Genomic DNA, 24,843 nt, shown 5'->3' on the forward strand with positions numbered 1-24,843 from the left:
AAAACTTGGCGGGGGCAGCGCCAAGTTTTTTAAATCTTGATCTGATAGAGGGGTTGGGGAACAGAGAGGTTCATCTCTCTATAATTAAATGATAATGATTATCAGTATCATTGTCAATGAATTTTTTAAAAATTCTTTTTCTAGCTGAAAAGTTCGGACAATGTCCAGTTAATATCGATGGCAAACAGCGGGAATACAGCGTGGTCTGCTTCCTTGTTATCCGCAAAATTCGATCTTATTTCTTTTTCATCCGGCTGTTCGGACATCATTTCTTCTCCAGCAGGTTTTGTATCAGATTGACCGATATCTGTTACTTTGAAGCTGCCGCCGATATTCTTCAGCGTCACCGTCTGATAATTTTTTTGATATGAAACAGGACCGCCGCCTTGATCTCCAACACATTCATATACGGTATAGCTTCCGTCTTTCACCGCCACTTTTGTGTTTTCATCATAGCTGAAGAAAGGGATTGCAACTTCAGGCGCGTCTGTCCCGTAAAAAATCCACCCCGCTTGTTCGGGAAAGGCGTTCGCCTCTACGTACTTCGCTGCCATGGAGTGTTCCATATAAGGTTCCAAGAGGAATAACATGTCTTTTTTCGTTCTTTCCTTTTCGGTCAGCTGAAAATGGACGTCGGATACGGATTGGAGGGTCTCAAATAACGACGCTCTTGTCGGTTTTTCTCCGGCTTCGGCAAAATCCGCACAGAGGAATACAAAAGCCGCAGTCAAAAGCGCGCACAGTAAGGATGACCAAACGTTCTTCATATGATCCGCCCCTTTTTTAGCATATATATATTCACATTTTCCTTTATATACGCAAAACAAACCTCTCGGGATTCATTTTTTTGAAAAGAAAAAGCGGCGAAAGGCCGCCGCTTAAATTAATCCGTCTTGTTCGTATAAATATGAGTAGGACAGGTCAATGAACAGATACAATTCTTCATCCATCGGATAGGAAAACGTTCTGATCATTTCCCCCGTTTCGATATCGCTGTACAAATCGCTGAAAAACCCTTTTCTCATCGTTCTCATCCTCATGATATTCTCGAGAAAATAAGGGCGCCAGCTCCAGTTTTTCCCGATATACTCAGGCTGAAATATCCATGCTCCGTCATGTTTAAACACGTTTTTCGTCAGCTGAATCCCGTCTTCATCGCACATGTAAATTCTAAAGCTGCAATCGGTCAGTTCTTTTCCGAGATTGAAGAGAAACTCATCGTCTGACTGAGCCGTTTTCTTTAGCGATGTGACAAGCTGATGAATCCGTTTGTAAAACTGCTCAGAGTGGTCGTACAAAATGGTTAGCTTCTTCTTCTCATGTGTGATAAATTGGTGAAACTCGGCATGCAGCCGGTCCTTTAATACATCCCGTTCGATAAATTCATCCTTCGGCAGTTCAAGATACTGCCCCTGAAAATACCGGCCTCCGTTTCTCCATGCGTATTGCAGCTGAAAGCTCGCCTCAATATCCTCGTAAAGCAATGCGGCGCCGATTTTTCTGGCAAGAAGCGATATGCTGTAAAGCACATATTCATAGGATGGCGAAGGAGAAGACAGCTTGAGCGGCTGAAGGTCGATCTTTAACAGATCCGGGGAAAGAAGAGCGATTCTGTCGAGGTTGCTGCTTTCCTTTCCGATATTATCAACAGCGACTTTAATTCCGTATGTACGGTAATAGGTCAGCAAATGATGGAGCTGTTCAATATCCCCTTCAAACTTTTGCTCCGTGATTTCGATAACGAAACGGCTGAGCTCGAGCCCTTTATCCTGATATTCCATCAACAGGTCGAGGAACGATTCACCGTGATCCATCATCAGCACATTTGCATCTTGATTGACGAAGATGAGCAGGTCGCGCCCGCTCTCCAAAAAATAATCAAGCGCCTGGCGGATCACCTTGAGATCAACCTCTTTCTTGTATTCTTCCGGAATTGTCGGATCAGAAAAAAACGGCCCGAGACTCTTCACTTCAGATTCTACCTTGATACGCCCCAGCACTTCGTAGCCGATCACCTTTTGTTCTTCAGCACTGAAGATCGGCTGATAGTATGGAATGATATCTTCAATGTTCGTTAAAATATCGAGTGGATCCAACATGGCATATCACCTGCTTCTAATCTTTGTCTGATTATACCATACCGGCCAGCACCTTTGAATTTGAAATCTTAAAACGGACGGGGATTCAGCCATTGACCGCCGTCCATCGTCACACACTCCCCGTTGACATATCCCGCCTGTTCAGAAAGCAAAAATGCGGCGAGTCCCGCGATTTCTTCAGGGGTGCCCAGCCTGTTGAGCGGAACGCTTTTGATTGTCGCGCGCGCGGCTTCTTCCGATTCAAACAATTTTTCGGCACCGCCCGTCCGCTCGATCGGACCGGGCGCGATGGCATTGCACCTGATCCCGTATGCACTTCCCCACTCGACTGCAAGCGTCCTCGTCAGCGACAGCACACCTGCTTTTGCCGCCGCGGAATGAACGACACCGGCACCGGCGCCCCATGCATATGTCGCGACCATATTTAAAATCTGGCCGCGTTTTTTTTCCTTAATCCAGTAGCGGCCGGCTGCCTGACTGCAATAAAATGTGCCGTTCAATACGATATCGATGACCGCCTTCCAGCCGTTGACCGACAGTTTTTCAGCAGGGCAGATAAAGTTCCCTGCGGCATTGTTAACCAAAGCGTCGATCGTGCCAAAGCGTCCTGCCGTCTCTGTGATCATCTGTTCCACATCTTCAACAGACCTGACATCCATCCGGCATACAGCCACCTGCCCCGCAAATGTTTCAATTTCTTCTTTGGCCGCTTCAAGCGTTTCTTGTGTTCTGCCTGTAATCATCACATTCCAGCCTTCTTCAGCCTGCTTTTTGGCGATCGCTTTTCCCATTCCGCTCGACCCGCCGGTCACGATTACAACTTTTCTGTCCATATCCATCCCCCTTATTATGAATGAGTATTCATTCAATTCATAGTTTATCATATTAGTTAAAAAAAATTAACAAAACACGCGGACTGTCCTAAAACGGCTTTTCTGGATGATATAATGTAGAGATTCTATTAAAGGTTGGTTGCTTATGAAAAATCCGTCCAGAAGACAATTTTTAAAAGGCTTCTTAGGCCTTGCTGCAGCAGGGCTCTTTACCGCTGCCGGCGGCTTGGGCTATGCGCGCTATCTCGAACCGCACATGCTTGAAACGAACTTGATTCCCATTCGGCATCGGCTCATCCCTAAAGGGTTTGATCAGTTTCGGATCGTTCAGTTCAGCGACACCCACTTAAGCGAATACTTTACAGCAGACGAGCTTTCAAATGTTGTCAGCCAAGTAAACGCCCTCTCCCCGGACCTTATCGTATTCAGCGGGGATTTAATAGATAAACCGCATCGCTACCAGGAACACGAGCGTGCTGTCAACGCCTTAAAAAAGCTTGCGGCCCCCTATGGAAAGCTTGCCATATTCGGAAACCATGATCACGGTGGTTATGGAACAAAAGTCTACCAGACGCTCATGGCATCGGCCGGTTTTCGGGTGCTGCGAAACGACTTCATGAAGCTTGAATTGATAGACGGAAGCGTCATTGAGATCGCTTCACTCGATGATTTGATGCTCGGCAGGCCTGACTATGAAGGCATCCTGTCAAAGCTGAGCGAAAAAGCCTTCTCGATTTTGCTCGTCCATGAGCCTGATGCCGCTTTAACGGCAAAACAATACCCCGTCAATTTGCAAATATCCGGACACACCCACGGCGGACAAATTCAGATTCCCGTATTCGGTCCTTTGATTACGCCTCCGTACGGAGAAATTTATACGGAAGGAATGTATGAAACAGCCGGAATGAAAATCTATGTCAATCGAGGAATCGGCACGACCAGGCTGCCGCTCCGCTTTCTGTCAAAGCCTGAAATCACCGTGTTCCAGCTTGAATCCATTTAAATCTTGCCCGGTCTTTTGGCTCAAAACAAAAGGCATCTGCATACATTAAGTAAAAACATTCCCGCTCCATTTCATCCAATCCCCATCAAAAAAACGAAACTTCCTCAGCCTCTTTCCGTCTATATATTAGCAGCGGAAAAGGCTCTCTTTTCGTTTTTGAAAAGGAGATGTGCTGATTATTGCTGATGTACCAAGTCAAACCCGGAGAAACCCTTGAAAGCATCGCCGCCGATTTCAGAACGACCCGGCAGGCGTTGCTGCAGGCGAATCCTGGCTTAAACGGCGGCCAAGTGTCCGCGGGCCAGTCGATTATCATTCCCGGCATCAGAAATCCGGACACAATTCCATACCGGATTGCCGTGTCTCTCAACGGAAGAACGCTCAGATTGTATGAGCGAGACAGACTTGTAAAAACATATCCGATTGCCGTCGGAAAAATCCTCACACAGACGCCGAGAGGCGAATTTGTCATCGTCAACCGGCAGCCAAATCCGGGCGGCCCGTTCGGCGCCTACTGGCTGAGCCTGTCAAAACAGCACTACGGCATCCATGGAACGAATAACCCTTCGTCAATTGGCAAAGCTGTTTCAAGGGGATGTATCCGCATGCACAATCGGGATGTTCTGGAACTTGCTTCTATCGTACCCAACGGAACCCGAGTGTCCATTACACCTTAGACGAGTACATTTCCAGACAAATGCAATTTGAACAATACAACATCTTGTATTAAGATATAATGGGACCTTTAGGGTAAGGAGCGTATATATGGATCTTTTTAAAAATCGTAATTTCGTCCGACTTTTTTTCGCAGCTTTCGCTTCTCAAATGGGAACGACAGTCGGAAATATGGCTTTCGCCTTTTTCTTGCTCGACCGGTTCAGCAGCCAGCCGGCCTATACGACAATCGCCGAGCTGATGTATTCCTTGCCGACGGTTTTCGTATTCTTTATCGTCGGGGTGGTCGCTGACCGTTTTGACCGCAAGAAAGTCGCGGAAAACTGTGATTGGATCAGAGCGGGACTGACTGTCGTTCTTTTCTTTGTATTGTATCTTCAAATTATACCGCTTGTGTTTTTAGTCCTATTTATCAGAAGCGCGGTTACAAAATTTTTCTACCCGGCCGAAGCAAGTTTGGTCCAGGCCATTTTAAGAAAGGATCAGTATGCAAAGGCTGCAGGACTGAACCAGATGCTTTTCAGCCTGTTTCTATTGTTCGGCGTAGGAATTGGAGCATTTATGTACAAGACGATCGGCTTGCATGGAGCAATCGCTCTTGATTTTGTGAGCTTTATCGTCTCCGGCTTTTTAATCCGTTCCTGCGATATACCGCTTGCAGCGCGGAAGCCGAACGGAAATAAAGGCTGGAAAAACATGACCGTCAAAGATTCGATGCGCGATTTTAAGGAAGGCATCGTTTATATATTAAAAAATAAATTGCTTGCCTCTCTTGTATTCGGATATTTTATTTTCGGGCTTGTAAGCGGCGGACTTTCGGTTCTGCCGATGTTTAAAATGAAGTATGAGCTGTCCCCTGACAGTTATGAGTGGCATACTTCCCTCTTCACAATCGTACTGGGCATCGGACTTTTGACTGGGATTGCCGTCGCCGCCCTGCTCGAAAAAAAAGTGAAGCCGGCATACATGATGTCAGTCCCGATTTTTATCGCGGGTGCCTTTATCATCCTGCTTGGCTTTACAGATCAATTGCCCGTATACTACTCGGCTGCATTTCTTGCCGGGATATGCATCGGGCCGATCAACACAGCTCTTGGCGGCTGGATTCCCAAAATCGTCCATCCAAGGCTGATGGGAAGGGTCAGCGGGTGGACCGATCCGCTGACAATGCTGGCGCAATCCTCAGCGCTTGGCATGATCGCTGTCCTATTCCCGGGAATCATCGCCGATGTGGATTATATATATTACGGCTTGGCGGGAATTATTCTGCTGGCGGCGCTGTACTACTTTATCGCCCTGCCTAAATTAAGCGCCGAGAGTGCGGAAATCGACGTTCAAGCGGCGCTGAAGAGACAAAAAAATACAAAAGCGAAAATGAACTCTGTTTTATAAAGATGAAAACGCGCGATTCCATAAAAAATCGCGCGTTTTTTCTATGGGATATTTGCATTTTCTGTTCTATTTCGTATAATTTAGACATAAGCCTTGCATCTTTAGGAGGTGATCTAGAAACGAATGGATAGGAGAGAAAAAATGGACGACCATAATCATACGAAAGAATTAAAACCGACAGTTGAAAACCTTTCAAAAGCGATTTATACAGTTAACCGCCATGCGAAAACCGCGACTAATCCCAAATACCTGTATCTTCTGAAAAAGAAAGCTTTGCAAAAGCTGCTTAATGAAGGAAAAGGTAAAAAGGTAGGCCTGCATTTTTCGAAAAATCCAAGATTCAGCCAGCAGCAGTCAGATGTGCTGATATCTCTCGGAGACTACTTTTTTCACATGCCTCCAACAAAAGAAGACTTCGCAAACCTTCCACACTTAGGTACATTAAATCATTCGTATCGGAACCCTAAAGCTCATATGTCCTTGAATATAGCGAAACAGCTTCTTCAAAACTACACGGGAATCAAAGAAAAACCGCTCGTCACAAACCGGAAGCGTCCAGCCTCAAAACCCGTCTTCAAGAAGCTTGGCGAAAGCTATTTTTAATAAAAAAAAAAGCCTCCTTTCGAGGCTTTTTTTAGTTCTTGAAAATATATTTATCAAGCTTTTCGATCAGTTCATTGAGCTCTGGCTTGCTGATTTGTTCATCGGCTCCGACTTGTTCCCCTTTATGGCGAAGATCGTCTGTAATCAAAGAAGAGAAAATCAAGATCGGCAGCTCCGTACTCAGCGGGTTATCTTTTAGCAGCTTTGTGAGCCGGTGTCCATCCATCTGCGGCATTTCAATATCCGTGATCATCAGATCGACTTTTTCGTGAAGAGCTGTGCCGTCTTCCATCAATTGAAGCGCGTGCTCGTAAGCGTCTTTTCCGTTTTCAAAAGACACGATGTTGTTGTATCCCGCTTCATTCAGCTTTTCCACCAATAGCCGCAAGAGGAGCGGAGAGTCCTCGACAATGATCAGCTTTTTGTCAGTCCGTCTCTGATCGAATTTTTCATTTTTCATTTGATAAGGATCCATACCTGACTCAGACTCAAGATCAAAAATGATTTTTTCGTAATCTGGCAGGAAAATCATGGTGCCGTCGAGCTTAATGATGCCGGTAAGGTGACGGTCCATCCCTTGATTCAAAGCAGTCGGCTTCTCAATTTCTTCCCATGACACCCGGTGAATCTGTGAAACCGCTCCAGTGTGAAAGACGATTTTCCGCTTGTTAAATTCCGTCACAATGTATTTTTCTTGATGCTCGTCATCACCGTGCTCAACGCCAAAGAAAGAGAATAAATCAATGACGGGAAGAATTTCCCCGCGCAATGTAATCATGCCCTCCATATGCTTATGCGAATGAGGCACTTTCGTAATTTCAACCGGCTGAATGATTTCTCTGACTTTCATGACATTTATGCCGAAAATGTTGAGACCAACCTCGAACTTCACGATTTCTAATTCATTGGTTCCCGAACTTAATAAAATTTCCTGTTGGTTTGAAGACACTGATATCCCTCTCTATCCTACTTTGTGTTTACTTTTTATATCGGCGTCTTTTGTTAAAAGTTGATGCTCCGGCTCAAGCTTTTGCCTTAACATTTTGATGAATGATCAGGCCGATCGCCGCCAATAACACTAAAGATCCGAAAGCCATTCGGCTGGCCATGTTCCCGAGATCCCTGAACAGCAAAGTAATCGATCCGTAGAGGACCGGACCGAAAATGGAAGAGATTTTCCCCGACAAAGCAAACAATCCGAAAAATTCGCCTCTTTTATGTTCTGGCGTCAGCTCGATAATCAGTGTCCTTGATGCGACCCATGTGCCTCCAAGCGAAATGCCGAACAAGCTCCCCGCAATCCAAAACAAGAGCGTTGACGTCGTGCATGCTCCAATCGTCAAAGCGGTGATCATAATGGCGGCGACAAGGCTGACCGCGTGCTTGGCGCCGATTCTTTTCGTCACAAAGCCGAGCAGAAATGAACCGATGATGCTTGATACAGTAGAAACAAGGTAAAGCAAAACGAATTGTCCGGTCGTAAAACCGATGACCGTTTTTGAATAAACCGCCATCATGGCTATTGCTGTAGCAAGCGCGTCATTCAGGAAAAAGTAGGCGATCATGAATAAGAAGACCGGCTTATATAGACGAATGTCTTTGAATGTCTGCACAATTTCCCAGTATCCGCTGAAAAACGATTTCTTTTCTTTCGGTTCCGGTTTTCTTTTCTCTTTCGTGAAGAGCAGATACGGAAGTGAAAAAAACAGAAACAAGAGAGCCGACGGGATGAATGCGCGGTGAAAATCCTGGTTGCCGACAAGAAGGTATACCGTTAACCCGGCTAAAGTGCCGATATACCCGATTGCAATTCCGAAACCTGATAAGAGCGGGATTTCTTCTTTTGTCCCCAAGTCAGCCAAAATCGTATCATAGAACACCAAGCTTGAATGATAGAAAAACTTTGCGGTCACAAACATGATGACGACAAGGATCAAGGATAGCGGAAGCCCGTATATGTCCTTCTGAAACGAAGCCCCGGCAAAAACCCCCATTAAAATGGTGCATGAAAGACAAATCATCGTAAACAGGCCGATGTATTTTTTCTTTCTGCCCGTTCGGTCGATCAGCACTCCGAATAAAGGCGTGAAAATGACAAGCAGAAAGCTTGCGGCTGCGTTCGAATAGGAGATAAAAGTGCTTGCCACCTGATTCATGCTGGCATTTTCGCCGACTGCCTCCTGCAAATAAAAAGGAAAAAAGATCGTCACAATATTTGATGAAAAAATGGTATTTGCAAAATCGTATAACGCCCAAGAAAGAATCGGCAGCGTCAAAAAGAGCTTGATTCCCGTTCTTTGCGCCCGCTTTACAGCTTGTTCACGTTCCGGCTGAGTATCCATCTGGATTGATGCCTCCTTATTTTTATTCCTGCCGTGAAACATTTTCCTGAACAAGACAGCACGCATTCAAGCTGAAAGCGTGCTGTCTTTTGCCCGTTATTTTTTTACGACAATGGTTCCTGCCAACATATCATGAAGCGCCTGGCGCCTTTCTGTAAAAAAGGCCATAATGTAGCCGATCATCAAAATCGGAGATAGAAAGCTTTTGGCCAGAAACCTTCCGGCTGCACGGCCGAATGAGATTCTTCCGCCTTCTGCCTTCGCCACCTGAACGTTCATGATTTTCTTGCCTAGCGTCCCTTGCCATTTGGATGATTCCATCAGCGTGTAATAAAGAAAATACACAATAAAAGTAATACTTCCAACGATCGCTACGGTTTTGAACATACTGATGATAAACGTAAAGACTTCCTGATCGCTCAAATACTCGGGATCAGTCTCCATCATGAGCATGATATCCGAATTTCCCAACATCAACGTCGCTGTTAAAACGTACGTGAAAATATATGCGGGAATCCCGAGAATCAATCCGTCGAGCAGGGAAGCTACAAAACGCGCGCCGATTCCGGCATACTCGCTCCTTTCAGGAGCAGTTTCGTGTTTGTCTAATTCCAATTCCAATGTGCTTTTCCTCCTAACATCTTGACTTCTATATACTACTAAGACTGGCTGAACATTATCAATACGTATCGCATTTTTTTAAAGTTAAATTAATGTACGGATCACAAGTTTTTCATTGACTTTGACATTTATCGTGTTACAATGGTCAAGGATTTTTCAGGAAAGGTGTTTATGATGGGAACAATTGTAGCGATTAAAAATCATGAAATGACCATTTTAGAAGAGGTCAGCCGGGCCGTTTACACAGAAATGCTCAAGGAAGCTTCAGACAGTGAAGAACAAATATATATTTCGTGGAAAGAAGATTTTGACTCCGATTACGGCTACTAAACGGAACATAACGTAAGGCAATCGTTTGATTGTCTTATTTTTCTATCTGCCGCCGTCCGCATGTCCGCATACCTTGCATCGTTTCGCATATACTTGTTACGAGTTTTTATAAAATTGATTGATTAAAAGATGACAATTGGTCTGATGATGGTAAAATAAGATAAACCATAACATTTTTAAGGTGATGCTAAATGGAACATTTGCTTAATCCAAATGTAAAAGAAATCGAAATCTCAGGGATCCGCAAGTTCTCAAACCTTGTATCCCAGTACGAAAACGTAATCTCTTTAACAATCGGCCAGCCTGATTTCTTCACCCCCCACCATGTCAAACAGGCCGCCAAAAAAGCGATAGATGAGAATCAAACATCCTACACTCACAACGCCGGATATCCTGAGCTGAGGCAGGCTGTACAGCTTTATATGAAGAAAAAAGCCGATTTAAATTATGAAGCGGAAAGCGAGATTATTGTGACAACAGGCGCCAGCCAGGCTATCGATTCGGCATTCCGCACGATTTTATCTCCGGGCGATGAAGTCATTCTTCCGGGGCCGGTATACCCCGGCTATGAGCCGATCATCAAAATGTGCGGAGCGTCTCCATTGATCATTGACACCACGTCCCACGGCTTTAAGCTGACAGCAAAATTGATCGAGGAAGCGCTGACGCCGAAGACAAAATGTGTTGTTCTTCCATATCCGTCGAATCCGACGGGAATGACGCTGTCCGAAGAAGAGCTGAAGGACATCGCCTCCCTTTTAAAAGGCCGAAACGTCTTTGTGCTCTCAGATGAAATATACAGCGAACTCACTTTTGACAGACCGCACCACTCGATCGCAACTGTGCTAAGGGACCAGACGATCGTCATCGGCGGGCTTTCCAAATCCCACAGCATGACGGGCTGGAGAATCGGGTTTTTGTTCGCACCGAAGGAAATCGCAAAGCATATTTTAAAAGTCCATCAATACAACGTATCTTGCGCTTCATCGATTTCTCAAAAAGCTGCTCTGGAAGCCGTCACCAACGGGTTTGATGACGCTCTGATCATGCGCGAGCAGTATAAAAAACGGCTGGACTACGTGTACGACAGACTTGTGACGATGGGCCTCGATGTGATTAAACCGTCGGGAGCATTCTACATTTTCCCGTCCATCAAATCGTTTGGAATGTCTTCCTTTGACTTCTGCATGTCGCTTCTTGAAGAAGAGGGGCTTGCGATCGTGCCGGGCAGCTCGTTTTCTGAATACGGGGAAGGCTATGTGAGGATCTCTTACGCATATTCTCCTGATACGCTAAGGGAAGGTCTTGACCGGCTGGAGTCCTTTGTTTTCAATAAGAGGCAATCGATACAGACTACGTAAACAACGGCTTTTACGCCGTTGTTTTTTTATTTTATTTTGGAAATAGAATCTTAAATGTCGTGCCTTTTTCTGCTTTGCTGTCGACTTCGATGGTTCCGTTGTGATTTTCGATGATATTGAAGGTGACCATCAAACCGAGGCCTGTTCCTTTTTCCTTCGTCGTCAAAAACGGCTCGCCGATCCGCTTCAGGACATGTTCAGGTATCCCTTCTCCTTCGTCCTCCACCTCGACGACGACCGAATCGTCGGTTTCTCTGACCGTCAAATGAACCGTCCCGCCGTTTGGCATGGATTCGACGGCGTTTTTGATTAGGTTGATAAACACTTGCTTTAATTGATTTTGATCCCCTTTAATGTAAATTTTGTCGTCTGTGAGGATCGTATTGATCAAAATGCCGTTTAAGTTGGCCTGCGTTTCTAAAAGCGCCGTCACTTCGCGGATCAGCCTGATCAGATCAAGCTTTTCTTTCAATGCGTTTTGCTGCGGCTTTGCCAGCATGAGAAGCTCGCTCAAGATCAATTCGATTCTGCTTAACTCGGAAAAGATAATATTAAAATAATGTTCATTTTCTTCCATTGTCGGCTTCATCAGCTGCAAAAACCCTTTGATCGCGGTGAGCGGATTGCGGATTTCATGGGCGATCCCGGCTGCAAGCTGTCCGGCAATCGACAGCTTTTCCGAACGGACCATCAGCTCTTCGGTCTGCTTGCGTTCAGAAATGTCCCTTAAAATCACCTGAACGGCCGTTTCCCCGAAAAATGTCGTAGGGATGCAAACCATTTCTGTATAGATGAGCCTTTTTTCAAATGTATACCACGTCTGTTTTATGATTTCAGATTCGGATTGGCGGTCTGTGATCCGTTTCAGCCTCGCTTTGACATCTTCGTGATCGCATGGGTGCAGGTGTTCGTAAATATCTTTGCCGATTAAATCCTCATACGTCTTTGCTTCAAACAGACGAATGCCCGATTCATTCATAAAGACCCATCTTCCTTTATGAATCACGGCTATCGTATCGATTGAGTTTTGAATCAAGAGCTGATATCGCTCCCTGCTTTTTTGCAAAATGGTCTGAAATTTTTTTCTCGATGAAATGTCAATGAGAAGAAGCAGCTCCGCTTTCTGGTTTTGATAAATGGTCGGCGCCGCCTTGACTTCGAGGTGAATCTGCGTGCCGTCGAGCTTATGCCACGTTTGCTCGATCATTCCGACATCAAGTCCCTGCTGCATCCGCTTAATGCGGTTTTTGACGATGTCATGGTACTCTTTCTCGATAAAATCGTAGGAATACTTTCCGATAATTTGCCGTTTATGCTCGGCTCCGAGCAGGTTGACCATGGCGTCATTTACGTAGACTATTTCCCCTTGAACGCTGATGCACAGAGGGTTTGGCAAGCCTTCGATCATGGCTTCGAATTCCTCTTTTGCCGGCAGCCTGGAGGCTTCTTCCGGAGCGTCTTCCTCTTTTATGGAGCTGCTTTTCTTAGAGGGACGGTCTTCAAACACTTTCATTTTGAGTACAATTTCGCGTTCTTTTTCTCCAACATGGGTCGTCACGAAATCGATCGATGCTTCGATCCAGATCATCGTGTAGTCTTTTTTCACAAATCTGAAGGTGCAGGGCAGCAAATGATGCTCATTGTAAAAATAGCTTTCTACCAGAAAAAGATCGTCTTCGTGTAAATAGTCCTTCAAATACGTACCGATCAGTTCATTCTGCTCGTAGCTTAAGAGCTCTTTGCAATTTGCAGATATGTATATAAAACGGCCGTTAGCTGACAGGACTGCCTGTAAATTCATATGAGGCTTATATTGCTCAAAACGTTTTGTTTTTTGTTCCATCATATCCCTCCTTTATACCCTATTCATGACCAGCATTCATTAAAACTATTTTGCTTAAAAGGATTCGCTAAAATGCGAGAAATCTCCTTCAAAACTTCTAGCATTCGTCAAATTTTGATAACAAAAAAAGAACCCGGAAAAAATCCGTGTTCTTTTTTGTCTAATCCTTGCTGTATTTTTTTTGCAGATCGACATAGGCTTTGACGATTTTGGCGGCGATGTTTTTGTTCATCTTCGTTTTGTCGTCGACATTCGGGACGACAACGCTGAAGGCGACCTGCGGATTTTCCGACGGGTAATAGCCGGCAAAGGTGATATTGTAAGTCCTAGTCCCCCACCAGTTTCGGTTTGTGCCGTAGTATTGCGTCTGCGCCGTTCCGGTTTTGCCTGATACGTCAAGCGAACCGAATGCGCCGGCTGCAGTTCCCGTCTGGGTTACTCGTTTAAATCCTTGCTTGACGATGGCGATGTCGCTTTGAGAATTGTTGATACGATTCAGCACATTGGCAGAGCGCTCTTCAATGACCGGACCGAGTTTTTCGCTTTCTGGCTGGTGAATGCTTTTCACGACTCTCGGCTGCAACCTGTATCCGCCGTTGGCGATCGTTGAAACATATTGGGCGAGCTGCAAAGGCGTGTACGTGTCAAACTGGCCGATCGCTTCATCGAGGAGGAGACCCCCGACTATTTTTGGGTTTGTCTGCATCCCGGCCGACTCCTGCGGCAAGTCGATGCCTGTTTTTACCCCAAGGCCAAATTGATTGAAGTAATACCTCATTTTCTTTAAGTCCTCTAGGTTCGCCGGAAGCGGGCCGTTCGGTACATACGTAATTCCTGCCATTCTCATTGCCACATAAAACATATAAACGTTTGAACTTTTTTCCAGCGCTCTAACTTCATTAGCCCAACCGATAGTGTTTCCTCTGTAGGAACCTTTTTTAACTCCCCCTGCGAAGCTCAGCTCTTGGTCTAAATAACTCTGCCCATGCGGCATGCCGTCCTGATAGCCGGCAAGCACGGTCGCGCCTTTGACCGCCGATCCCATTTCGTACTGGGTTGTAAACGCGCCGATTGCATAGTCGGTGATTTTGCCGTCGACGATCCGCTTTCCGGCCATGGACAGAATGTCTCCGTTATTCGGGTCCATCATGACGACGAACGCTCTGTCCAGCATGTAGTTTGAGCCGCGGAATTTATTAAGCTCCTCTTCGATAGCCTCTTCGACTTTCTTTTGGAGCTCCATGTCGAACGTCAGCTGCAGATCGTAGCCGCGTCTTCCTTCATCAACCGTTTCCTGGCTGATAACCTTTCCTGAACGGTTTTCGGTATATTGGACTTTCGCTTTTTTCGGATTTAAATATTCTTCATATTGATACTCGAGATAGCTTTTTCCCACTCTGTCATTCCGGGCATATCCCCTTGTCAGGTAAAAGTCTTCCCGGTCCTTGATAAGCCCTTGTTCAGGCGTTGTGACGCCTCCGAAAATGGAGTAGAGCGTTTTTTCATAAGGATATTTCCTGGTCCAGTCCATGATGACGTCGACGCCGGGCAGTTCCTCAAGATGCTCGGAAACGCGTGAGACTTCCTCATACGTCAAATCGTTGGCCGGCATCTGTTTAGAAGCCTTCTCATCAAGGAGCTGCGCATCGTTTTTCCCCGCGGTTTTCGGGCTCATCGCCTTGACGATTTGCGGCTCATACGCATAGCCGCCAGAAAATCTTCTGAAAATCGCTGCGACTTTAAGCTCATCTTTGTCCTTTTCCAGCGCTTTGATCTCTTCCGCCGGAACGCGGTCCACCTGAAGCTTGTATGTTTGATCAGACTTGAGGGTTTTCTCGCTGTCTTTCAGAAGTGCAGCAGCTTTTTTCGTGTGTCTGGCAAGCCAGTAATCTTTCAGATCTCTCTCTTTCAGAAACGAAGTATCGATATCGATCAATTCTGCGAGTTTTTTGGCTGTGCTGATTTTTTCCTCCGTTTTTGTGCTAGTCATCATCGTATATGTGATCGCGGGAACGCTTTGGTTGTCGACAACCACCCGCCCGTATCTGTCATACATTTTACCCCGCGGTGCCGGGTATGACGCAATTTTCGCCTCGGTTTTCGAAGCTTCCTGCTCATACGCCTCTCCATTGACGATTTGCACGAGGCCCAGCTTGACAATCAGCGCAGCGAACAAAGTGAACACCGCAAAGAAGTACAGGTTGATCCGCCATAAACGCGAACGCCTGCTCTTTTTGATTTCAGCCGGATCATGTTGAGATTCTGTCACTGAAACTCTCTCTCCTCTCACAATATTCAATTTTACATTAATTAACTGAGATATATTGTAACACTTTTGTAATGGTTGTTACAATCTAAAGTTTTCAAAAAAGCTGTCAATCTCTTTTTATATTAAAATTTAACTAACAAATTTAAATTTTACCACGTTTATGACAAGACGTGTAAAAGAACGATCTGGTTGCATATTGGCAGCAAAGGGTTTTTCTTTTTTTATGTCAAAATTAACAATAATACCTTGTCAAAGGGAATATATGGATCTATTATTTCAAAAAAGCCATGTTATGATTTTACTGTACGAAACAACAACTACAACATTTAGGAGGATTACTGTTTATGAAAAAAGCTTTTCTTTTATCAGCAGCAGCTGCAGCAACGCTCTTCACATTCAGCGGCGTTCAACACGCTGACGCTAAAGAGCAGCAGCAAGTACAAGTCAAAACCGTTCATTCCATAAATGTAACTGATCTCGCAGGCAAACTGAATATCCAAAACATGAACCAGCTTTCTAAAGCTGACCAAGAAAAAATTCAGTCCCTGCTTCATTCTTATATGAAACAAGCCACTCAACAGCCTAAAGCTTCTGCACCGAAGACTTCTGCACCTAAAGCTTCGAAGCCTGAAAGCACGCAGACTCAAAAACAGGAAGCTTCAAAAGAGCAGACTTCACAGCAAAAGCAAAATACAGCGCCTTCATCTTCTTCTGTAAGCGCGTATGAAAAAGAAGTTGTTGAGCTGACAAATGCGGAAAGAAAGAAACAAGGGCTAAAACCTCTTACTTTGGATGAGAAACTGAGCAAGGTTGCCCGCACGAAATCTCAAGATATGAAAGATAACAATTATTTTGATCACAACAGCCCGACTTACGGTTCTCCATTTGACATGATGAAGAAATTCGGCATCACATACCGCACTGCCGGAGAAAACATCGCGAAAGGCCAAAAAACGCCTCAGGAAGTTGTCAAAGCTTGGATGAACAGTGAAGGCCACAGAAAAAACATTATGAACCCTAACTTCACACATATCGGTGTTGGATATGTGAAAGACGGCAACTACTGGACTCAGCAGTTCATCGGAAAATAAGAACCAGCAAAAAACCACTTGCATTGAGCAAGTGGTTTTTTTCGTTATTTGTATTCTGTCCAAAGCTTGTACAGACTTTGGGTGCCGCTGTTTTCTTCGCCTTTTTCCACAAGGGTGTCGTAAAGGCTTTTAGCAAGCTCGAGCCCCGGCATTTTCTCGTCCATCAACTCCGCTTCTTCAAGCGCGATGCCCATGTCTTTAACAAAGTGTTTGACGTAAAAGCCCGGTTCAAAGTCGCCTTTCAGCATTCTAGGCGCGAGATTTGAGAGGGACCAGCTTCCCGCAGCGCCGGTCGTAATGCTTTTTAACACATTGTCGGGATCGAGTCCGGATTTTTTGGCGTAGGCCATCGCTTCCGCGACGCCGATCATACCTGCAGCAATCGCAATCTGGTTGCACATTTTCGTATGCTGGCCGCTTCCGGCCGGTCCCTGATATTGGATGTTTTCACCCATGATCGAAAAGATCGGGTAACATTCATCAAAGGCTTTCCGTTCTCCTCCGACCATGATGGCGAGCGTGCCGTTTTTCGCGCCGACGTCCCCGCCTGAAACCGGAGCATCTAAAGCGTAAAGTCCTCTCTCTTTTGCAGCAGCCTCGATTTGTTTGGCGAGAGAAGGCTTGGAAGTCGTCATATCGATGAGGTAAGAACCTGTTTTGGCATTTTCAATAATGCCTTCGCTTCCAAAGTAAACTTCTTCAACGTCTTTTGGGTAGCCGACCATTGTGATGATCACATCAGACGACTGCGCCAGTGCTTTGACGGATGATTTCCATTCCGCCCCTTTTTCCACGAGGCTGTCCGCTTTCTGTTTTGTTCTCGTATAGGCGCTGACGGGATAGCCTGCAGCCAAAATATGCGAGGCCATGCTGTTTCCCATTACACCGAGTCCGATAAATCCGATCGTTTTTTTCATGATGTCATCCCCCTTAAATTGCTTTTACCATTCCGCCGTCTATCAGCAGTGTCTGTCCAGTCATATATGTATTGCATTCTGATAAAAGAAAGCTTGCATACTGTGCAAAGTCGTCAGGTTTTCCGTAGGAGCCGAGCGGAATCTCTTTCTCATAGCTTTCCTTCACCTGCTGCTCGGAAAGGCCTGTTTTCTCGGCTTTGAGCCGGTCAAGCTCTGCCACGCGATCTGTCGCGATTCTCCCAGGTGCGAGCGTGTTGATCAAAATGCGGTGATCGGCCAACTCTTCAGCAATGGATTTTGTCAGACCGACGATTCCCATTCGAAACGTGTTGGAAAGCAGCAGCCCCGGAATCGGTTGCTTGACTGATGAAGAAGCGATATTAACAATGCGGCCTCCATCCTTTTTTAGATATGGAAAAGCTTCGCGGATTAAACGGACATAGCTGAGCAGATGTAATTCAAATGACGAAGTCCAGTCAGCGTCTGTCAAATCCAGCAGGATGCCTCCCTTCGGTCCTCCGACATTGTTGACGAGCATATCGATCGTTCCAAATGTGTCAGCGGTCTTTTGAACGAGCGCTTTGATCCCGTCGGCGTCTGCAAGATCGCATACTTGATATGAGATAGATCCGCTTCCGAGTCCGCCCAGCTCTTCCGCAGCTTTTTTCAAGTCTGCTTCGTGTCTCCCGGACAACATGACATTTGCACCTTCATTCGCAAGGGCTTTTGCGATCGCATTGCCGAGTCCTTTGCTGCTTGCTGCCACAAGCGCTGTTTTGCCATTCATCTTTAAGTCCACACTCATCACTCCCTTCATACTTATAGTGTAACACGTATATTCTGAAAATTGGGATTGTGAGCGTTGAAAAAGGGGAAGTCCCTCTTTCAACAAGAGGGACTTCCAGATTGTTGACAAAATCCCAAAACAGCTCTTAGTTTTGGGATTTTGTCATCCTTTCAGCGTGATTGAAAACCCTTGCAGTCTAGGAAGGCCGAGCATCGGAGCGGACTTTCACAGGATGTGATGACGGCGGCGTTCAGGCAGGACGCCTGGACGGTTAGCCGCCGATCCTTCTCCTATTCGTGAGCACCGACGCGCAGGCCTGACAACGAATGCGAGGGTTTGTCGACACGCTGAAAGTCCCTCTTTCAACAAGAGGGACTTCTTTATTACACATTAAACTTATTGATCGCATTTAATAATTCTTGGTTGGCCTCACTCAGCGCTTCAGCCGATTTGGCGATGCTTTCCAGCGCTGTCAGCTGCTCGTTTGTCGAAGCACTGACCTCTTCCGCAGCCGCTGCTGACTGCTGGGAAATAGCTGAAATGCTTTGGATCGAATCGGACATTTTTTGCTGTTCTCCGCTCATATCAGAGATTTCAGAGTAAATGTGGTCAATTGAGTTGACGAGCGCCTGCATTTCTGCAGTAATTTTGCTGAGCGCTTCTCCTGTCTCGTGAATCATACCATTTTGCTCTTCATTCATCTTGCTTGCTTCCGTCATCGCTGAAACAGCTTCTTTCGTTTCCAGCTGAATCTGCTTGACCGTTTCGCTGATATGCTGTGAAGAAACCGCTGATTGTTCGGCCAGCTTTCTCACCTCTTCTGCAACTACCGCAAAACCGCGTCCGCTTTCGCCGGCACGGGCTGCTTCAATGCTGGCGTTCAGAGCAAGAAGGTTTGTTTGATCAGAGATCGCCGAGATGGCTGTAACAACGTCTTCGATGTTTTTCGTTTTTTCTTCAAGCTGTAAAAGCATATGTTCCACTTTCTTCGTCTCCGAGTTGGCTTCATTTGATTTTGCAAGCAGCTGCCCGAGGGCATCGATTCCTGTATAGCTTGCATCTTCTGATGTTCTCGAAAGCTTCTTGATGCTGTCGGCATGATGTTCAATTTCTTTAATTTTGACAGACAGCCGTTCGGATTGTTCATTTACATTTTCGACCTCTGCCGCTTGTTCTGTCGCGCCTGTCGCCACTTCTTCGATCGCTTTGGCGATCTCATCGCTCGCAGAAACTGTTTCTTCTGAAACAGCGCTTAATTGATCGGTCGTTTTCGATACTTTTCCGGACGAGGTTCCGACTTGCACAATCATTTCTTTCATGTTTTCGACCATCTTGTTGAAGTCTTTTGTTAATATGCCGATTTCGTCTTTTGAGGCAGCGGTTGTCTGGACAGTCAAATCACCGCCCGCGACTGCCTTTGTTTTGGCAATCAGCTGCTTAATCGGGCCTGTGATCGTTTTGGCAAGGAAATAGCTTAAAATGATCGCCGCTGCCAAAGCAATGATTGAAACGATGATGACCATTTTGTTCATTTCCTGTGCGACCCACATCAGCTTCGCCGTGTCGAATTGCGTACCGACTTTCCAGCCCGTACCGCCAACGGTTTGATAAGCGATCACCGTATCTTTGCCTACTTTGATTCCGTCTTTGGATGACGGGATGTCCCGATATATTTTGTCTTTCGATATATCGTCACCTTGTTTTGACGGGTGGGCGAGCATTGTCCCGTTTTGGTCCATAATAAATGCGTAGCCGTCATATGGCATCTTTTGATTGTCGATGATTTTGTTTAATGAATTCAGTGAAATATCAAAGCTGATGACGCCTAATACTTTATTGTCGACAACGACTGCTTTAGCCGCCGCGACCATCATCTCTCCAGACACGACATCTTGATACGGCTCTGTCCAAATCACTTGATCAGGCGTTTTGGCAGCCGATGTGTACCATGGCCGTGTCGTCGGGTCAAAACCTTTATCAAATTCGGCTTTCGGGTATATCCATATATCTTTTTTTGAGGTCGCTATATACGCATTGGTGACAAACTCGTTTTTATCCTTGATTTGCTTTAATTCGTCGTTGATCAGTCTGCCCAATGATTTATTTTGATCATCTTCTAAAAATGACTGCGCCATTTGGCTGTCGCTCATACGATTTAAAGCGATTTCATAGTTTTCTAATTGAAGCTCGATATTACCTTTGATCGAGTTAAGCAGACTTGAAGTCGATTCTTTTGCTTCATCTTCAAGCATCGATTTCAACAAATGTGTTGTGGAAAACTGTAGGACGATAACCGTCAAAATCAGCAGGATGGCAACAAATCCGGCAATTTTGACATGCAGTTTTTTAAACAAATGAAACCCTCCTTTACATGCACCTTCATATTCTTTTTATCGGCCAAAATTTCGCAAAATTAAGATAGCCTGCTAAAATAACGGTATAATGAAGGAAATATCAAAAGGAGTGATGGGCGATCTATAAACAGTTTTACGTCGATAACGGCACTTCTTATCAGCAGGTGGACATCCGCAATTACAGCAACAAAGATATTCCCGATTTGATTGCACTCCAAAGAGAATGCTTTCCGCCTCCGTTTCCGGAAGACCTTTTGTGGAATGAAAAGCAGCTCTATTCCCATATTGAACGATTTGCCGATGGTGCGCTTTGCGCGGTTTCCGAAGGCCGAATCATCGGTTCGATGACGGCGCTCATGACTAATTTTGATCCGCATCATCCTCACCACAGCTGGGACGAAGTGACGGACAACGGGTATATCGGCACACATCAAAACGATGGAAACTCCCTTTATGTCGTCGATATTTCCGTGTCCCCGCACTATCGAAAACTCGGCATCGGAAAGCGGCTGATGCAGTCCATGTATGAACTGACGGTCTTTAAAGGGCTCAAGCGGCTCATTGGCGGCGGACGGATTCCCCATTATCACAAGTCGGCTGAAGAAATGACGCCCGAACAGTATGTTCAAGCTGTATTGGACGGGGAAAAGCGCGATCCCGTACTCTCATTCCTGCTTCAGTGCGGCCGATCGCCGGTTTGCGTGATTCCCGGCTACATTGAAGATGAGGAATCGCTTCATTATGCGGTCTTAATGGAGTGGAAAAACCCTTTTCTAACATCTCAAAACAAAAAACAGAGCTTTTCCAACTAAAGCTCTGTTATGTGAAATATTCGATTTTTGCTTCGGGAAAATAGTTATCAATATACGTTTCAAGGGCGCTGCGAAGCTCTGCTTCTTCATCTTTCTGGTATATATATTTGCCAATTCCGTATCTGCCCCATTTATAGCGCCGTTTTTCTTCATCCAGTTCGAGCTTTGTCTTTGGATAGTTTTTTTCAATGACTCTTTTTGCCGGTTTCGTGAATCTATGCTGGATCATTTCAAAGGTAATGTCGCGCCTCGTATGCTGCGGCAGCGCACGATCGAGCTTTTCGAGGAGCACTCTGTAGCCATCCTGCCAGCCGTCATGAATATAAATCGGAGCGATGATAAAACCGAGCGGATAGCCTGCTTCCGCGACTTTCACGGCGGCTTCGATCCGTTTATCCAAAGGGGATGTGCCGGGTTCAAAACTTTTGATGACATAATCGGCATTCACGCTGAAGCGGAAACGCGTTTTTCCGTTGTGCTTGGCATCAAGCAAATGGTCGACATGATGGAATTTTGTCACGAAACGCAGTTTACCGTGCTCGGATTGACCGAAATGCTCAATTGCACGTTTTAATGTGTGTGTCAAATGGTCAATCCCGACAATATCAGATGTGCAAGAAGCTTCAAACCGCGTATCCTCGGGAGCGCGTTCTTTCATATACTGATCCGCCTGTTCAAGTATTTCCTCCACATTGACGTACGTTCTGATATACGGCTTGCTGCCCATTGTCGTCTGCAGGTAGCAGTAATGGCAGTGACCCATACACCCTGTTGCAAACGGAATCGCGTATTCTGCGGACGGTTTTGACGAATCGAATTTCAATGTTTTTCTGACGCCGATGACCAAAGTGGATTTCGCATTTCTGTATTTTTGCAGGTGGCCTTCCCCCGGGATATTCCTTACCTGGTTGTGTGAAGTCGTTTCCCTGATCTCAAGCCCCATGTTTGAAAATTTATCCCTCAGCTCTTTCCCCAGCGGATATTCCAGCGCTCTCGGTTCAATATAGACGAGCTGGGGAACAAACGGTTTTACCATTGGAAACAGACACATCCTTTGCTTATTTCCGTTACTTTTTGCAATTAGAGGATGCGGTATACCGGTAAGATCTTCATATCCCGTCAAATAATTCACGGTAAAGCCGTTCCGCCTCTTCATATGAAGAACAAACGGCATCATCTTCGGCAAAGGCGTGATATGTATCATACATAAACAATGCCAGTTCACCTTCGTGAAGCGGGTGATCAACGACTTCAGCTTCCTTTATATGCGCGACATTGGCGGCATGCGGGTTCCGGTAAATAACATAGACCTCATCACCCGGTTTGAATGGCTGCCTGGGCATATCAAGATCCCCCTTTCTAACAATTGGTCACATGTATTATTTCCGCCGCAGCCGAGATCATTCAGGTCAACAAAAAAACCCGGACGGGCATTGGTTATGCCGGTCCGGATTTTCAATCGCTTATGCCATATTGAAGGTTTCTTTTACGAATTGTACAACCTCTTCTGTTGTGCTCATAGACAGAATTTGCTCTTTGAACGATTCTGTCTCTTTTTTAGAAAGCTTGCTGATTTGCGTTCTTGCCGGCAGGATTGACGTCGCACTCATTGAGAACTCGTCCAATCCAAGACCCAGCAGGATCGGGATCGCAATTTCATCTCCCGCCATTTCGCCGCACATGCCGACCCATTTTCCTTCTTTATGAGCCGCTTCAATGACAAGCGTGATCAGGCGGAGAATCGCAGGATTGTACGGCTGGTAAAGATAAGATACCCGCTCATTCATCCGGTCAGCAGCCATCGTGTATTGAATCAGGTCATTCGTTCCGATGCTGAAGAAATCGACTTCTTTAGCAAATTGATCAGCGATGACCGCTGTTGAAGGGATTTCAACCATCATACCGACTTCAATGTCGTCGGAAACTTGTTGGCCTTCAGCTTTCAGCTTTTCTTTTTCTTCTAAAAGAATCGCTTTCGCTGCTTTAAATTCGTTTACAGTCGCGATCATAGGGAACATAATTTTTAAGTTTCCATATGTACTTGCCCGAAGCAGCGCACGAAGCTGCGTTCTGAAAATCTCTTGCTCATCAAGGCAAAGACGGATCGCTCTGTATCCTAAGAAAGGATTCATTTCTTTTGGCAGTTCTAAATATGGAAGCTCTTTGTCTCCGCCGATATCAAGAGTACGAACGACAACGGATTTGCCTTCCATACGCTCAAGAACGGTTTTATAGGCATCAAATTGCTCCTCTTCTGTCGGAAGCTGGTCTCTGCCCATGTAAAGGAACTCAGTTCGGTAAAGGCCGACTGCTTCTCCTCCATTTTCCAAAACGCCTTTTACATCATCAGGTGTACCGATATTAGCGGCAAGTTCCACGTGATGGCCGTCGCTCGTTACAGTCGGTTCGTTGACAAGCTTTGCCCATTCGGCTTTTTGCGCCAGGAAGGCTTGATGCTTTTCTTCGTATTCGCTGATTGTTTCCTGGGAAGGATCAACGATGACATCGCCATTGATGCCGTCAACGATAACTGTTACGCCGTTTTGGATGCCTTTCGTTGCCGCTTTTGTGCCGACAACGGCCGGAATTTCAAGCGAGCGCGCCATGATGGCAGAGTGGGACGTCCGTCCGCCGATATCTGTTGTAAACCCTTTTACAAAGTTGCGGTTTAATTGCGCTGTATCAGACGGTGTCAAGTCTTCGGCCACGATGATGACTTCTTCGGAAATCAGGCTCGGATTCGGAATCTCAACGCCGAGAAGATGCCCTGTGACACGCTTGGTGACATCGCGGATGTCCGCGGCGCGTTCTTTCATATATTCATTGTCCATCGACTCGAACATGGTGACGAACATGTCGGCCGTTTCTTTTAAAGCGAATTCCGCATTGACAGAATCAGATTTGATTTTGTCTTTAATCGGGTTTAACAGTTCAGGATCGCTTAATACTAACAAATGTGCAGAAAAGATTTCCGCTTTATCTTCGCCAAGCTCTTTCAAAGCATGGTTTTTAATGGTTTCAAGCTCTTTCTTAGAACGCTCGATGGCGTCTTCAAAACGATTTACTTCCGCATCAGAATCAGAGATGTTTTTCTTTTCAACCGTTAGATCAGGCTCCTCAAGCCGATATGCTTTTGCAATCGCAATACCGGCTGAAGCGCCTATTCCTTTTAATTCAAGCATTATTCGCCTAAACCTTCGCTTTTCATTGTTTCTTCAAGTGCGGAAAGAGCATCATTTTCATCAGCGCCGGAAGCAGAAATCGTGATTTCAGCACCTTTGGCAATACCTAGTGACATAACGCCCATAATAGATTTAAGGTTTACTGTTTTTCCGTTATATTCCAAATTAATATCTGCATCATATTTGCTTGCTGTTTGTACAAGAACAGTCGCTGGACGAGCGTGGATTCCAGAATCTGCAGTTACTTTAAACGTTTTTTGTGCCATTTTTTATCAATCTCCTTTTAATTTAAAGCTTTGAGTACATTCACAATATTATATCATACAGCC

General features: G+C 45.5%; 22 protein-coding genes and 2 pseudogenes. 8 read left to right on the forward strand and 16 right to left on the reverse strand.

The window, feature by feature from the left end; translation table 11 throughout:
* Nucleotides 1–140: 140 nt before the first annotated feature.
* The 3 genes from ACVC9U_RS11390 to fadH all read right to left on the reverse strand — a co-directional run bounded on the left by ACVC9U_RS11390 (nucleotide 141) and on the right by fadH (nucleotide 2,932).
* Nucleotides 141–767 (reverse strand): DUF3993 domain-containing protein, encoded by a 627-nt coding sequence (locus ACVC9U_RS11390; protein ID WP_441390905.1) that lies wholly within the window; start codon nucleotides 765–767, stop codon nucleotides 141–143.
* A 111-nt stretch (nucleotides 768–878) separates the two neighbouring features.
* A complete protein-coding gene (locus ACVC9U_RS11395; RefSeq protein ID WP_441390907.1) occupies nucleotides 879–2,099 on the reverse strand; it encodes an EAL domain-containing protein in 1,221 nt (406 codons plus the stop codon).
* 68 nt (nucleotides 2,100–2,167) lie between these two features.
* On the reverse strand, nucleotides 2,168–2,932 hold the full coding sequence (gene fadH, locus ACVC9U_RS11400) for a 2,4-dienoyl-CoA reductase (RefSeq protein WP_065644033.1): 765 nt from the start codon (nucleotides 2,930–2,932) through the stop codon (nucleotides 2,168–2,170).
* A gap of 145 nt (nucleotides 2,933–3,077) precedes the next feature.
* Here fadH and ACVC9U_RS11405 point away from each other — a divergent pair, with 145 nt between their 5' ends.
* From ACVC9U_RS11405 to ACVC9U_RS11420, 4 genes are all read left to right on the forward strand, one after another.
* On the forward strand, nucleotides 3,078–3,935 hold the full coding sequence (locus tag ACVC9U_RS11405; RefSeq protein ID WP_441390910.1) for a metallophosphoesterase: 858 nt from the start codon (nucleotides 3,078–3,080) through the stop codon (nucleotides 3,933–3,935).
* Nucleotides 3,936–4,114: 179 nt separating this feature from the next.
* Entirely contained in the window at nucleotides 4,115–4,612 is a 498-nt protein-coding gene (locus ACVC9U_RS11410; protein WP_003181289.1) for a L,D-transpeptidase family protein, read from the forward strand.
* An 88-nt stretch (nucleotides 4,613–4,700) separates the two neighbouring features.
* Entirely contained in the window at nucleotides 4,701–6,002 is a 1,302-nt protein-coding gene (locus ACVC9U_RS11415) for an MFS transporter (protein WP_003181287.1), read from the forward strand.
* Nucleotides 6,003–6,143: 141 nt separating this feature from the next.
* Nucleotides 6,144–6,605, forward strand: coding sequence for a YkyB family protein (locus tag ACVC9U_RS11420; protein ID WP_003181285.1), 462 nt, complete (start codon nucleotides 6,144–6,146; stop codon nucleotides 6,603–6,605).
* 31 nt (nucleotides 6,606–6,636) lie between these two features.
* Here ACVC9U_RS11420 and ACVC9U_RS11425 read toward each other — a convergent pair whose 3' ends face one another.
* From ACVC9U_RS11425 to ACVC9U_RS11435, 3 genes are all read right to left on the reverse strand, one after another.
* Nucleotides 6,637–7,554, reverse strand: a complete 918-nt coding sequence (locus tag ACVC9U_RS11425; protein WP_003181284.1) for a chemotaxis protein — start codon at nucleotides 7,552–7,554, stop codon at nucleotides 6,637–6,639.
* 73 nt (nucleotides 7,555–7,627) lie between these two features.
* Nucleotides 7,628–8,947 carry an MFS transporter gene (locus tag ACVC9U_RS11430; RefSeq protein ID WP_441390913.1) on the reverse strand — a complete coding sequence of 440 codons (1,320 nt, stop codon included), beginning with the start codon at nucleotides 8,945–8,947 and terminating at the stop codon, nucleotides 7,628–7,630.
* 96 nt (nucleotides 8,948–9,043) lie between these two features.
* The gene (locus ACVC9U_RS11435) at nucleotides 9,044–9,568 is read right to left on the reverse strand and encodes an RDD family protein (protein ID WP_003181280.1); all 525 of its coding nucleotides are present in this window, start codon (nucleotides 9,566–9,568) and stop codon (nucleotides 9,044–9,046) included.
* 174 nt (nucleotides 9,569–9,742) lie between these two features.
* Between ACVC9U_RS11435 and ACVC9U_RS11440 the strand changes: the two genes are divergently transcribed.
* On the forward strand, nucleotides 9,743–9,898 hold the full coding sequence (locus ACVC9U_RS11440) for a hypothetical protein (RefSeq protein WP_011197938.1): 156 nt from the start codon (nucleotides 9,743–9,745) through the stop codon (nucleotides 9,896–9,898).
* Between the two features lie 191 nt (nucleotides 9,899–10,089).
* Nucleotides 10,090–11,270: pseudogene (locus tag ACVC9U_RS11445) on the forward strand (aminotransferase A); the annotation flags it as partial.
* 20 nt (nucleotides 11,271–11,290) lie between these two features.
* Here ACVC9U_RS11445 and ACVC9U_RS11450 read toward each other — a convergent pair.
* The gene (locus ACVC9U_RS11450) at nucleotides 11,291–13,102 is read right to left on the reverse strand and encodes a PAS domain-containing protein (protein ID WP_003181274.1); all 1,812 of its coding nucleotides are present in this window, start codon (nucleotides 13,100–13,102) and stop codon (nucleotides 11,291–11,293) included.
* Between the two features lie 160 nt (nucleotides 13,103–13,262).
* Nucleotides 13,263–15,371 (reverse strand): peptidoglycan D,D-transpeptidase FtsI family protein, encoded by a 2,109-nt coding sequence (locus ACVC9U_RS11455; protein ID WP_441390916.1) that lies wholly within the window; start codon nucleotides 15,369–15,371, stop codon nucleotides 13,263–13,265.
* 344 nt (nucleotides 15,372–15,715) lie between these two features.
* Between ACVC9U_RS11455 and ACVC9U_RS11460 the strand changes: the two genes are divergently transcribed.
* On the forward strand, nucleotides 15,716–16,462 hold the full coding sequence (locus ACVC9U_RS11460; RefSeq protein ID WP_075753097.1) for a CAP domain-containing protein: 747 nt from the start codon (nucleotides 15,716–15,718) through the stop codon (nucleotides 16,460–16,462).
* Between the two features lie 44 nt (nucleotides 16,463–16,506).
* Here ACVC9U_RS11460 and ACVC9U_RS11465 read toward each other — a convergent pair whose 3' ends face one another.
* From ACVC9U_RS11465 to ACVC9U_RS11480, 4 genes and pseudogenes are all read right to left on the reverse strand, one after another.
* Nucleotides 16,507–17,379, reverse strand: coding sequence for an NAD(P)-dependent oxidoreductase (locus ACVC9U_RS11465; RefSeq protein WP_142238610.1), 873 nt, complete (start codon nucleotides 17,377–17,379; stop codon nucleotides 16,507–16,509).
* Between the two features lie 13 nt (nucleotides 17,380–17,392).
* The gene (locus ACVC9U_RS11470) at nucleotides 17,393–18,178 is read right to left on the reverse strand and encodes an SDR family oxidoreductase (protein ID WP_441390919.1); all 786 of its coding nucleotides are present in this window, start codon (nucleotides 18,176–18,178) and stop codon (nucleotides 17,393–17,395) included.
* Between the two features lie 371 nt (nucleotides 18,179–18,549).
* Nucleotides 18,550–19,497 carry a methyl-accepting chemotaxis protein gene (locus ACVC9U_RS11475; protein WP_370510558.1) on the reverse strand — a complete coding sequence of 316 codons (948 nt, stop codon included), beginning with the start codon at nucleotides 19,495–19,497 and terminating at the stop codon, nucleotides 18,550–18,552.
* A pseudogene (locus ACVC9U_RS11480) lies at nucleotides 19,492–20,418 on the reverse strand (HAMP domain-containing protein); the annotation flags it as partial. The gene ACVC9U_RS11475 and the pseudogene ACVC9U_RS11480, both read right to left, overlap by 6 nt.
* A 221-nt stretch (nucleotides 20,419–20,639) precedes the next feature.
* On the opposite strand from ACVC9U_RS11480, the gene ACVC9U_RS11485 reads away from it, so the two are divergent.
* Nucleotides 20,640–21,332 (forward strand): GNAT family N-acetyltransferase, encoded by a 693-nt coding sequence (locus ACVC9U_RS11485; protein ID WP_075753102.1) that lies wholly within the window; start codon nucleotides 20,640–20,642, stop codon nucleotides 21,330–21,332.
* A 7-nt stretch (nucleotides 21,333–21,339) separates the two neighbouring features.
* Here the strand turns inward: ACVC9U_RS11485 and splB are convergent, their stop codons facing one another.
* From splB to ACVC9U_RS11505, 4 genes are all read right to left on the reverse strand, one after another.
* Nucleotides 21,340–22,368 carry a spore photoproduct lyase gene (gene splB, locus ACVC9U_RS11490; RefSeq protein WP_075753103.1) on the reverse strand — a complete coding sequence of 343 codons (1,029 nt, stop codon included), beginning with the start codon at nucleotides 22,366–22,368 and terminating at the stop codon, nucleotides 21,340–21,342.
* A 73-nt stretch (nucleotides 22,369–22,441) separates the two neighbouring features.
* Nucleotides 22,442–22,675, reverse strand: coding sequence for a transcriptional regulator SplA domain-containing protein (locus ACVC9U_RS11495; RefSeq protein ID WP_075753104.1), 234 nt, complete (start codon nucleotides 22,673–22,675; stop codon nucleotides 22,442–22,444).
* A 120-nt stretch (nucleotides 22,676–22,795) separates the two neighbouring features.
* On the reverse strand, nucleotides 22,796–24,514 hold the full coding sequence (gene ptsP, locus ACVC9U_RS11500; protein ID WP_441390921.1) for a phosphoenolpyruvate--protein phosphotransferase: 1,719 nt from the start codon (nucleotides 24,512–24,514) through the stop codon (nucleotides 22,796–22,798).
* Complete coding sequence (locus ACVC9U_RS11505; protein WP_003181247.1) at nucleotides 24,514–24,780, reverse strand: phosphocarrier protein HPr; 267 nt, start codon at nucleotides 24,778–24,780, stop codon at nucleotides 24,514–24,516. The genes ptsP and ACVC9U_RS11505 overlap by 1 nt, the downstream gene beginning before the upstream one ends.
* Between the last annotated feature and the right edge of the window lie 63 nt (nucleotides 24,781–24,843).

The sequence above is a fragment of the Bacillus sp. GM2 genome, from assembly GCF_056155945.1.